Annotated in this window: 11 protein-coding genes; 6 read left to right on the forward strand and 5 right to left on the reverse strand. The window is 64.8% G+C overall.

What is annotated here, in order from left to right; translation table 11 throughout:
* Positions 1-251 precede the first annotated feature (251 nt).
* The gene (locus tag FNJ47_RS18150) at positions 252-503 is read left to right on the forward strand and encodes a hypothetical protein (RefSeq protein WP_163155413.1); all 252 of its coding nucleotides are present in this window, start codon (positions 252-254) and stop codon (positions 501-503) included.
* Positions 504-620: 117 nt separating this feature from the next.
* Positions 621-1,583 carry a D-2-hydroxyacid dehydrogenase family protein gene (locus tag FNJ47_RS18155; RefSeq protein WP_163155415.1) on the forward strand — a complete coding sequence of 321 codons (963 nt, stop codon included), beginning with the start codon at positions 621-623 and terminating at the stop codon, positions 1,581-1,583.
* Positions 1,584-1,654: 71 nt separating this feature from the next.
* Here the strand turns inward: FNJ47_RS18155 and FNJ47_RS18160 are convergent, their stop codons facing one another.
* Positions 1,655-2,887 carry a L,D-transpeptidase family protein gene (locus FNJ47_RS18160; RefSeq protein ID WP_163155417.1) on the reverse strand — a complete coding sequence of 411 codons (1,233 nt, stop codon included), beginning with the start codon at positions 2,885-2,887 and terminating at the stop codon, positions 1,655-1,657.
* Between the two features lie 324 nt (positions 2,888-3,211).
* Here FNJ47_RS18160 and FNJ47_RS18165 point away from each other — a divergent pair, with 324 nt between their 5' ends.
* Entirely contained in the window at positions 3,212-4,039 is an 828-nt protein-coding gene (locus FNJ47_RS18165) for a hypothetical protein (protein ID WP_163155419.1), read from the forward strand.
* 10 nt (positions 4,040-4,049) lie between these two features.
* Here the strand turns inward: FNJ47_RS18165 and sseA are convergent, their stop codons facing one another.
* The 3 genes from sseA to FNJ47_RS18180 form a co-directional block, all read right to left on the reverse strand.
* Complete coding sequence (gene sseA, locus FNJ47_RS18170; RefSeq protein WP_163155420.1) at positions 4,050-4,907, reverse strand: 3-mercaptopyruvate sulfurtransferase; 858 nt, start codon at positions 4,905-4,907, stop codon at positions 4,050-4,052.
* 28 nt (positions 4,908-4,935) lie between these two features.
* Positions 4,936-5,349, reverse strand: a complete 414-nt coding sequence (locus tag FNJ47_RS18175) for a rhodanese-like domain-containing protein (protein WP_163155422.1) — start codon at positions 5,347-5,349, stop codon at positions 4,936-4,938.
* Positions 5,350-5,476: 127 nt separating this feature from the next.
* Positions 5,477-6,652 carry a vWA domain-containing protein gene (locus FNJ47_RS18180; protein ID WP_163155424.1) on the reverse strand — a complete coding sequence of 392 codons (1,176 nt, stop codon included), beginning with the start codon at positions 6,650-6,652 and terminating at the stop codon, positions 5,477-5,479.
* A 283-nt stretch (positions 6,653-6,935) separates the two neighbouring features.
* On the opposite strand from FNJ47_RS18180, the gene FNJ47_RS18185 reads away from it, so the two are divergent.
* The 3 genes from FNJ47_RS18185 to FNJ47_RS18195 all read left to right on the forward strand — a co-directional run bounded on the left by FNJ47_RS18185 (position 6,936) and on the right by FNJ47_RS18195 (position 9,722).
* The gene (locus FNJ47_RS18185) at positions 6,936-7,181 is read left to right on the forward strand and encodes a GlsB/YeaQ/YmgE family stress response membrane protein (protein ID WP_163155426.1); all 246 of its coding nucleotides are present in this window, start codon (positions 6,936-6,938) and stop codon (positions 7,179-7,181) included.
* Positions 7,182-7,286: 105 nt separating this feature from the next.
* On the forward strand, positions 7,287-8,129 hold the full coding sequence (locus FNJ47_RS18190; protein WP_163155428.1) for an AAA family ATPase: 843 nt from the start codon (positions 7,287-7,289) through the stop codon (positions 8,127-8,129).
* Positions 8,130-8,219: 90 nt separating this feature from the next.
* A complete protein-coding gene (locus FNJ47_RS18195; RefSeq protein ID WP_163155430.1) occupies positions 8,220-9,722 on the forward strand; it encodes a flavin-containing monooxygenase in 1,503 nt (500 codons plus the stop codon).
* A gap of 202 nt (positions 9,723-9,924) precedes the next feature.
* Here the strand turns inward: FNJ47_RS18195 and FNJ47_RS18200 are convergent.
* On the reverse strand, positions 9,925-10,474 hold a 550-nt coding region (locus FNJ47_RS18200; protein ID WP_235999952.1), incomplete at its 5' end, for a GMC family oxidoreductase.

Here is a 10,474-nt window from a genome sequence, read left to right on the forward strand (position 1 = left end):
GATTTGTGGAAATTTTGCTGCCGCCGATGTAACGGCCGGCCCCCGAAAGCGCAACCGCGGGGCTCGCGTTTTCCATCCGTTCACCACGTTCCGTCCATTCACCACGGGTGATTACGGGTTCGCGACCATGTGTGCGCCGAATCACGACAATTGAAACCATCTTTTAATAAATCAGGCCAAAACTCGTTCTCAACGCCGAAAAACGGCGAATTTCGCGGCAGAACCGCGACCAAAACAGTTGAGGCCACGTCATGGCTACCATCATTTCAGCACCTCTTTCGCGCCCGGCGATCAAGGGCGAGGCGACGCTGTTCGCCGAATTCCGTACCTTCTGGCGGGCCTTCGCTGCCAAGGCTTTCAATCCCTACCGTCCGGAACTGCACTATATGCGCGGCCCCGGCCCGGCCTGCCGTGCCAAGCAGATGGCGCTGTCGCCGGCGGTCCGATCGATGCTCGCCGATATCCGCACCGCGAAAGCGCAGAAGCCATCCCGCCCGGCGTGACAACCGCCCTGATGTGAAAGCGCGGCCGCTTGCGCGCCTGCCGATTGCGCGCGACCATGACGGGCATCCCGACGGCTGATCTCCTGCCGTCGGCCTCACCCTGAATGGATCTTCCCGATGACGCGGCTCCGCTGTGCAATCCTCGACGACTATTTCGACATCGCGCTTTCGTTGGCCGACTGGCCGGCGATCAAGGATCGCGTCGAGGTCACCGTGTTCGACAAGCCGTTTGCGAGCGAGGCGGAAGCGGCGGCGAAGCTCAGGGAATTCGAGATCGTCTGCGCGATGCGCGAGCGCACCCCGTTCCCGAAGAGCCTGTTCGATGCGCTGCCCAAGCTGAAGCTCCTGATCACGTCGGGCATGCGTAACGCCGCGATCGACATCGACGCCGCCAAGGCTAGCCAGGTGGTGCTGTGCGGCACCCAATACAGCCGCGATCCCACCGCGCCCCTGACCATGGGCCTGATCCTGGAATTGACCCGCGGCATCGGCCGCGAGAATGCGCGGATGCACGCCGGCGAGCCGTGGCAGAGCTTTGCCGGCGCCGAGATCGAAGGCAAGACGCTCGGCGTCATCGGTCTCGGCAAGCTCGGCAGCAAGGTCGCCGGCATGGCCAAGGTGTTCGGCATGAACGTCATCGCCTGGAGCCCCAACCTCACGCCGGAGAAGTGCAAGGAGGTCGGCGTCGGCTACGCCAGCAAGGACGAGCTGTTCGCGACATCAGACGTCATCACCATCCACGTCGTGCTGAGCCCGCGCTCCCGCGGACTGGTCGGCGCCGCCGATCTCGCGCGGATGAAACCACAGGCCTATCTCGTCAACACCGCGCGCGGACCGATCGTCGATGAGGATGCGCTGCTCGCGGCGCTGCGCGAGAAGAAGATTGCCGGCGCCGGCATCGACGTGTTCTCGGTCGAGCCGCTGCCGTCGGACCATCCGCTGCGCAAGCTCGACAATGTCGTGATCACGCCGCATCTCGGCTACGCGACGCGCGAGAGCCTGCAGGCGCACTATCAGCAGATGGTCGCGTGCATCGATGCCTTCACCAAAGGCGACGAGCCGCCGCGGCGCCTCGCCTGAGACCGGCTGCTTGCGGCAACAAAAAAGGCGCGCTGTTGGCGCGCCTTTTTCAGGATGAGTTGCAGGTCGGGTTAGCGGACCGTCACCGGCGCCGGCAGCGGCTGCACCGAGGTCGGCTGCGTGCCGGGCAACGGCGCGGCCTGAGCCTGCGTCGGCGCGGGGGCCATCGGGTTCGGGGGCGGCGCGGCAGAAGCCGTCGTCGTTCCCGGGGCAGCGCCGCCGGGCAGCACGACCACGCGGGTGCCGACCTTGGCGCGTTCAAACAGATCCGAGACGTCCTCGTTCAGCATGCCGATGCAGCCCGACGAGACGAATTTGCCGATGGTCGACGGCTGATTGGTGCCGTGAATGCGGTACACGGTCGAGCCGAGATACATCGCGCGGGCGCCGAGCGGGTTGCCGGGTCCGCCGGCCATGAAGCGCGGCAGATAGGGCTGACGCTCGATCATCTCGGTCGGCGGATGCCAATCCGGCCACTCGGCCTTGCGGGTGATCTTCTGCACGCCGGTCCAGGTGAAGCCGTCGCGGCCGACGCGAACGCCGTAACGGATCGCCCGACCGTTGCCGAGAATGTAGTAAAGATAGGTGTTCGGGGTATCGACGACGATGGTGCCTGCCGGCTCCTTGGTCGCGAACGCCACTTCCTGACGACGCAGATTGGGCGCCAGTTGCGCCGGGGCGTCTTCCGGCTGCTCGTCCGGCGGCAGGGCTGCGATCTGCACCGGCTTGCCATTGGCACCGACCGGTGCCTGCTGCGACACGGCTCCGGTAATGCCCTCGGGCGGACGCATGCCGCCACGGTCGTCGCCATAGGAAACGCTGGCGGCGGGAACGCCGTTGTCGCGATTGGCTTGCTGCGCGCCCGGACGGTCGCCATAGATCACCGGCGGCGGCCCCATCGGCCGGCCATAGCGCGGATCATCGGGCGACATCACCGGGCCAGTCGGCGCACCACGGTCGGAATAGACCGGAGCATTCATCGGCCGGCCATAACGCGGATCGTCGGGCGACATCACCGGACCGGTCGGGGCACCGCGATCGGAATAGACCGGCGGACGGCCATAGCGCGGGTCGTTCGGCGACGTCACCGGGCCGGGCGGCGGCAATGCAGTCGAATCCTGCGGCCCTTCATCGTCATTGAGCGCGTCGAAATCCGGCATGCTGCCCTGGGGGTAGGGCTGGGGCGCCGTCGAATAGGCGGGACCCTGGGGAGCCGGATAACCCTGCTGCGCATGCGCGAGCGAGGTTCCTGCCACGCCGAGAGCCGCGGCAGCGCAAATCGTCAGAATGCGGTTGATCATCATTGCTCTGTTATAGTCCCCAAGCCACACCGGACTGTTAACGGCCCAATGCAGGAAGATAGCGGCGCATTCAAGACAGATCCGCGAAACCCGGGCCATTTCGGGCATTTGTGATTGGCGGCACCGCTGCGGCAAAGATGTCTCATGGGTCGGGAATGTTTGTCCACATGCCCAAAGTCATCAATCTCCCGCATTTTGTAACAAACAGTCTCCGGGGTTGCGATATCGTGGAATCGGCCTGATTCGCGCTCGCGACCCGGCTTTCTTGTGTGGTCACCGCGTTCCCTCGATATCGACACCCTCCCGTAGAAGGGGGAACCCGCGCCCATGCTTCCCGGCCTTCGTTTCCTGCTCGCTGCGGTCGTGCTGGCGACCTCGCTTCTGGTGTTTGGGCTGGGAGCCGCCGCGCTGTTTCGTGCGGCGCATGAGGAATTCGCCAACATTCCGACTCGCCGGGCACCGCCCGAGCCGCAGTTCGCGCAGCAACCCGAGGCCCCGCCGGTGCTTGCCATGGTGCGGGTCGACCCGGCGGCTGCGGACAAGGTGGTGACCGATACTCCGGTACCCGCAATCCCGGCTGCGACCGAGCCGGCCGCGCCCGCCGAGGCCTCTCCCGCTGCGGAGCCGGAGAGGCTCGCCGCCGTAAAGTCGGACGACCCGTCCCCACCCGCCTTGCCGAGACCGGAAGCCCAAGTTGTGGAGGCGCCCGCACCGGCGCCATCAGCAGAGGCTGCTCAGCCGCCGCTCGCTGATCCGGCACCGGTATCGCAGCCGGCACCGGCTGCGGCCGAAACCGCACCGGCCGCCGCTGAGCCCAAGGTCGCCGCAGTGACCGATCCGCCCGCCGCAACCAGCGAACCCGCACCGGCTGCACCGGCGCCAGCCATGATTGCACCGGAGCCGGCACCGCCGTCACCCGAGACCATCGCGGCCGCGACCAGAATCGCGACGCTGGGCGGACCGGAAGTTGTCGTCGAAGCCCCGGCGGCGCCAAAGGCCACCGAGGCGAAGAAGCCGGAGCGCAATGCGACCAGCAAGGCCGAGCGCCGCAAGGAGCGACGGCGGATTGTCCGCGCGCGCCCGGTTCGGCAGGTCATGCAGCAGCAGATCGATCCGTTCGGTCAGACCACCCTGGTGCCGGTCACGCGGCGCTAGAATTTAAGCCTCAGGCCGGGCCGGTCGCGATCGGCGGGCCGCTCGCCTGTCCCCATTCCGACCACGAGCCGTCATAGAGCGCGGTGTCGGTGACGCCGATCCGGTAGAGCGCCAGCGTCAGCACGCCGGCCGACACGCCCGAGCCACAGCTTGTCACGATCGGCGCATCGAGCTGCACGCCGGCCCCCGTGAACGATTTGCGGAGATCGTCAAGCGGCTTCATCTCGCCGGTCGCAGCATCGAACAGCTGGTTGTAGGGCACGTTGCGGGCGCCCGGGATATGACCGGCGCGAATACCCGGCCGCGGCTCCGGCGCACGGCCCTCGAAGCGCTCGGCAGCACGCGCATCGATCACCTGCTCCTTGCGGCTTTCGACATTGGCGATCATCTGCTCGATGCTGCGCACGCGCTTCGGATCGTAGCTCGCCTTGAACGTCGCAGGCTTAGGCTTCACCTCGCCGCTCTCGACCGCCCTGCCCTCGGCGCGCCACTTCTTCAGACCGCCGTTGAGAATGCGCACGTTGCGATGGCCATAGGACAGGAACATCCACCAGGCGCGCGGTGCGGCAACCCAGCCGCCGGAATCATAGACCACGACGGTGTCGGCATTGCTGATGCCTAGCCCGCCGATGTCGCGGCCGAACTGCTCGGCGCTCGGAAACATATGCGGCAGCGGATTGGAATGATCGGACACCGCACCGACGTCGAAGAACACCGCGCCGGGCAGATGCGCGGCGAGATAGTCATCCTTCGGCAGCGGCAGTACGCCCGGCAGCTTGAAGGTTGCGTCGAGCACCTTGACGTTGGCATCGCCGCGATGCGCAGCCAGCCATTCGGTCGAAACGAGCGGATCGTCGGCAACGGTCATGATCTGATGTCCTTACGGGCTTGGGGCGTCAGCCCTTCTTCTTCGGCTCCCAAGCCTCGATCGGACCACCGGCCTCGCGCCAGGCGGCGAAGCCACCGCCCATATGCGCGACCGGCTTCAAGCCCATGTCCTTCGCGGTCTTGGCGGCGAGCGCCGAGCGCAGGCCGCCGGCGCAATGGAAGATGAACTTCTTGTCTTCCTGGAAGATCGGCTTGGCATAGGGGCTGTTCGGATCGATCCAGAACTCGAGCATGCCACGGGTGCAGGAGAACGAGCCCGGGATCTTGCCGTCGCGCTCGATCTCGCGGGGATCGCGGATGTCGACGATGACGACGTCGTTCTTGCCGATCATCGTGATCGCATCGGCCGCGCTGATGGTCTCGATCTCGGCATTGGCCTCGTCGATCATCACCTTGATGCCGCGGTGGATGTTCTGGGGCATGGACAACTCCCTCGCTTTTTGTTGTTGGTCATTCCGGGATGTTCCAAAGGACCAGACCCGGAATCTCGAGATTCCCCGATGCGCAATTGCGCATCTGAGGTTCGCTTCGCGCCCCGGAATGACGAGGTCAGCGCACCAGCTCCCTCATCGCGTTCTCAAGACCCTCGATCGTGATCGGATACATGCGCTCGGAGAACAGGCGGCGGATGATGGTGGTCGATTCCGAATAGTCCCAGTGCTTCTGCGCCACCGGATTGAGCCACACCGCGTGCGGATAGGTTCGGGTGATGCGGTCGATCCAGACCGAGCCGGCCTCTTCGTTGACATGCTCGACCGAGCCGCCGGGAACCATGATCTCGTAAGGCGACATCGAGGCGTCGCCGACGAACACCACCTTGTAGTCGTGCGGATACTTGTGCAGCACGTCCCAGGTCGGCGTGCGATCGGTGAAGCGCCGCTTGTTCTGCTTCCAGACGCCTTCATAGAGGCAGTTGTGGAAGTAGAAATATTCCATGTGCTTGAATTCGCTCTTGGCGGCCGAGAACAGTTCCTCGACCTGCTCGATATGCGAATCCATCGAGCCGCCGATATCGAAGAACACCAGCACCTTGACCGCGTTGCGCCGCTCGGGGCGCATGTGCACGTCGAGATAGCCGTGGTTGGCGGTCTCCTTGATCGTGGTGTCGAGGTCGAGCTCGTCGGGCGCGCCGGTGCGCGCGAACTTGCGCAGCCGCCGCAGCGCGACCTTGATGTTGCGGATGCCGAGCTCGACGTTGCCGTCGAGATCCTTGAACTCGCGCTTGTCCCACACCTTCACGGCGCGGTTGTTGCGGTTCTTCTCCTGCCCGATGCGCACGCCTTCGGGATTGTAGCCGTGGGCGCCGAAGGGCGAGGTGCCGGCGGTGCCGATCCACTTGCTGCCGCCCTGGTGACGGCCCTTTTGTTCCTCGAGCCGCTTCTTCAAGGTCTCCATGAGCTTGTCCCAGCCCATGGCCTCGATCTGCTTCTTCTCTTCCTCGGTGAGATATTTCTCGGCGAGCTTCTTCAGCCACTCCTCGGGGATCTCCGCCTTGCCCATGGCGTCGAGCAGGCTCTCGAGCCCCTTGAACACGGTGCCGAACACGCGGTCGAACTTGTCGAGATTGCGCTCATCCTTCACCAGGGCGGCGCGCGACAAATAATAGAAGTTCTCGACCGACTGTTCGGCGAGATCGGCGTCAAGCGCTTCCATCAAGGTCAGATATTCCCGTAGCGTCACGGGGACCTGGGCGTCGCGCAGCGATGTGAAGAACTGCAGGAACATGACTATCTAGATCGCCCGCGGGACCGGTGCCGTCAAGGGGCCGAGCCATGCCGAGACCGGCGATCCGCCTTGATTTGGCCCCGCGCGCCATGTCTTGCGGGGTCCACCCACGACGCCGGCCCCTTATCCGTGCGGCGATCATTCCGCGCGGCGGAAACATGACGGTCGACATTCCATGGGTACCGCGCCGTTCAGGGCACCGCTGCGCTGCGGAATCCGCCCTAGACCGCCCGGCTTTTTCAATTACAATTGCGCCTGACAAGACATTGGGCAGGACGTTTGAATGGGCATCATTGCAGCACTGGTGATCGGTGCGATTGCAGGCTGGCTCGCTGGGCAGATCGTGCGCGGCGCGGGCTTCGGGCTGATCGGCAACATCGTTGTCGGCATCATCGGCGCGCTGGTTGCGAGCTGGCTGTTGCCGCAACTCGGCATCAGCCTCGGCGGCAGCGCGATCCGCGACATCGTCAATGCGACCATCGGCGCCGTCGTCGTGCTGGTGATCCTGTCGCTGATCAGGCGAGCCTGATCGAACAATTTCCATTTCCGACGGCCGCTGCGAGAGCGGTCGTTTCATGTCGAGGCCCAAGGTGAGACCCATGCGGCCGACGAACGAAGCAAGGCAAACAGATAGATGAAATTCACGGGTACCAAGGACTACGTAGCCACCGATGACCTCAAGGTCGCCGTCAATGCCGCCATCGTGCTCGAGCGCCCGCTGCTGGTGAAGGGCGAGCCCGGCACCGGCAAGACCGTGCTGGCCGAGGAAGTCGCCAGGGCGATCGATGCGCCGCTTTTGACCTGGCACATCAAGTCGACCACCAAGGCGCAGCAGGGCCTCTACGAATATGATGCCGTCTCGCGCCTGCGCGACAGCCAGCTCGGCGACGCGCGCGTGTCCGACATCAAGAACTACATCAAGCGCGGCAAGCTGTGGGAGGCTTTCACCCACGAGAAGCGCCCCGTGCTCCTGATCGACGAGATCGACAAGGCTGACATCGAGTTCCCCAACGACCTGCTGCTCGAGCTCGACCGCATGGAGTTCCATGTCTACGAGACCGGCGAGACCATCAAGGCGAAGCTGCGCCCGATCGTGATGATCACGTCGAACAACGAGAAGGAACTGCCGGACGCCTTCCTGCGCCGCTGCTTCTTCCACTACATCAAATTCCCGGACGCCGACACGATGAGCCAGATCGTCGACGTCCACTTCCCGAACATCAAGAAGCGGCTGGTGGAAGAGGCGCTGCGGATCTTCTTCGAGGTCCGCGAGGTGCCTGGCCTGAAGAAGAAGCCCTCGACCTCGGAGCTGCTCGACTGGCTCAAGCTGCTGCTGAACGAAGACATCACGCCCGAGATGTTGCGCGAACGTGATCCGCGCAAGCTGATCCCGCCGCTGCACGGCGCGCTGCTCAAGAACGAGCAGGACGTGCATCTGTTCGAGCGGCTGGCCTTCCTCAGCCGCCGCGAAGTCTAGTTTCGAGATTGGCAGACGCCGGGGCGATGGCCCCGGCGTTTTGTTTCTGTAGCTCAACAAGCAATCCAACAAACAAGAAGACCAGGGAAGATGAACGTCCAGACCCAAATCCGCGCCGATGAGCCCGTCACCACAGAGCATTTCGACGTCCTGATCGCGGGCGCCGGCATCTCCGGCGTCGGCGCCGCCTATCACCTCACCACGCAATCACCGGGCACCAGCTTCGTGGTGCTGGAGACGCAGAAGACCTTCGGCGGCACCTGGTCGACCCATCGCTATCCCGGCATCCGCTCCGACAGCGACCTGCACACCTTCGGCTATCGCTTCAAGCCGTGGACCAGCGCGCCGATCGCGTCCGCGGCCGAAATTTTGAAATACATGGGCGAGGTGATCGACGAGAACGACCTCGCCCGCCACATCCGCTACCGCCACACCATCACCGCGGCGAAGTGGTCGAACGAGACCAATCTCTGGACCATCGATGCGACGCGCATCGACACCGGCGAACGGCTGCGCTTCACCACCAACTTCTTCTGGATGTGCCAGGGCTACTACCGCCACGACGTCGGCTACACGCCGGAATGGACCGACATGGCGAAGTTCAAGGGCACGATCATCCATCCGCAGCTCTGGCCGGATGACCTCGACTACAAGGGCAAGCGCGTGGTCGTGATCGGCTCCGGCGCCACCGCCGCAACGCTGATCCCGGCGATGGCCAAGGACGCCGGCCATGTCACCATGCTGCAGCGCTCGCCGACCTATTTCCGCACCGGCCGCAACGCGATCGAGATCGCCGAGGAGCTGCGCAGGCTGCAGGTCGACGAGCACTGGATCCACGAAATCACCCGCCGCAAGATCCTGTTCGAACAGGACGCCTTCACCAAGCGGACCTTCGCCGACCCCGAGGGCGCCAAGAAGGATCTCCTGGCGGCGGTCGAGGCCGTTCTCGGCAAGGACTACGATATCGCCACCCACTTCACGCCCAGCTACCGGCCGTGGCGGCAGCGCATCGCCTTCGTTCCGGATGCCGACCTGTTCCAGGCCATCAAGGGCGGCAAGGCATCGGTCGTCACCGACGAGATCGACCGCTTCACCGAGACGGGCATCCTGCTCAAGTCCGGCAAGGAGCTCGAGGCCGACATCATCATCACCGCGACGGGCTTCCACCTCTCCGCCAATGGCGGCATCGACTTCGAGATCGACGGCAAGCCGCTCGACTTCAAGGACACCGTGACCTATCGCGGCATGATGTTCACCGGCGTGCCGAACCTCGTCTGGGTATTCGGCTATTTCCGTGCCAGCTGGACCTTGCGCGTCGACCTGGTCGGCGACTTCGTCTGCCGGATGCTCAAGCACATGAAGGCGACCGGCGCCAAGAAGGTGACGCCGGCGCTGCGCCCCGAAGACCACAACATGCCGCTGCTGCCGTGGATCGATCCGGAGAACTTCAACCCCGGCTACATGATGCGCGGCATGCACCTGTTGCCGAAGCGCGGCGACAAGCCGGAGTGGCAGCACAACCAGGACTACTGGGCCGAGAAGGACGAATTCCCGGCGATCGACCTCGAGGACAAGGCGTTCGTCTACGGCTGAGCTGCCTTCTTCTTTCCCGTGACCTCAATGCGGATCCCGTCATCCTGAGGTGCCCGCGAAGCGGGCCTCGAAGGGTGCACGGCCCCGCTCGTGGCCGTCGATCCTTCGAGACGCGCGCAAGAGCGCGCTCCTCAGGATGACGGTGAGAGATCGAGCGCGCTGACCGACGAGCATCAGCGCGAACATCACCGCGCACTTCCCTTCACGCATACTCCGGCAGCTTCGCAGCCGCCTCGGGGGTCTTGCCGCGGATCATGTCGGAGGCCTTGTCGGCGATCATCAAGGTCGAGGCGTTGAGGTTGGCGGAGATCATCCGCGGCATGATCGAGGCGTCGATCACGCGCAGGCCTTCCATACCATGGACCCGGAGCTGGTCGTCGACCACCGCCCACGGCGCGTCCGCCGGTCCCATCCGGCAGGTGCAGCCGGGATGGAAGGTGGTAGTGCCGCGCTGGGTCGCGGCCGCGAGCAGCTCGTCGTCGCTCGTGACCTTCGGGCCCGGAAAATCCTCGTAAGCGTAATACGGCTTGAGCGGCTCGGACGCGAGCAGCCGGCGCGCCAGCTTCATGCCGGCGACGACGACGCGGCGGTCGATCTCCTCGGCGAGATAGTTGGTCTGGATGATCGGCGGCGCAAACGGATCGGCGGAGCGGATGCGGACATAGCCGCGGCTCTCCGGCCGCTGCTGCCACGAGGCGACCGTCATGCCGGGCTCGTCCTCGAGCTGGCCCTGCACGCCTTCCTTGTAGCTC

The sequence above is a fragment of the Bradyrhizobium uaiense genome (genome assembly GCF_010811875.1).
GTDB classification, from domain to species: domain Bacteria; phylum Pseudomonadota; class Alphaproteobacteria; order Rhizobiales; family Xanthobacteraceae; genus Bradyrhizobium; species Bradyrhizobium uaiense.

Excerpts from the sequence above, each read along its gene's own strand:
- FNJ47_RS18150 (WP_163155413.1), top strand. The coding sequence starts at position 252 with ATGGCTACCATCATTTCAGCACCTCTTTCGCGCCCGGCGATCAAGGGC.
- FNJ47_RS18155 (WP_163155415.1), top strand. The coding sequence starts at position 621 with ATGACGCGGCTCCGCTGTGCAATCCTCGACGACTATTTCGACATCGCG.
- FNJ47_RS18160 (WP_163155417.1), bottom strand. The coding sequence starts at position 2,887 with ATGATGATCAACCGCATTCTGACGATTTGCGCTGCCGCGGCTCTCGGC.
- FNJ47_RS18165 (WP_163155419.1), top strand. The coding sequence starts at position 3,212 with ATGCTTCCCGGCCTTCGTTTCCTGCTCGCTGCGGTCGTGCTGGCGACC.
- sseA (WP_163155420.1), bottom strand. The coding sequence starts at position 4,907 with ATGACCGTTGCCGACGATCCGCTCGTTTCGACCGAATGGCTGGCTGCG.
- FNJ47_RS18175 (WP_163155422.1), bottom strand. The coding sequence starts at position 5,349 with ATGCCCCAGAACATCCACCGCGGCATCAAGGTGATGATCGACGAGGCC.
- FNJ47_RS18180 (WP_163155424.1), bottom strand. The coding sequence starts at position 6,652 with ATGTTCCTGCAGTTCTTCACATCGCTGCGCGACGCCCAGGTCCCCGTG.
- FNJ47_RS18185 (WP_163155426.1), top strand. The coding sequence starts at position 6,936 with ATGGGCATCATTGCAGCACTGGTGATCGGTGCGATTGCAGGCTGGCTC.
- FNJ47_RS18190 (WP_163155428.1), top strand. The coding sequence starts at position 7,287 with ATGAAATTCACGGGTACCAAGGACTACGTAGCCACCGATGACCTCAAG.
- FNJ47_RS18195 (WP_163155430.1), top strand. The coding sequence starts at position 8,220 with ATGAACGTCCAGACCCAAATCCGCGCCGATGAGCCCGTCACCACAGAG.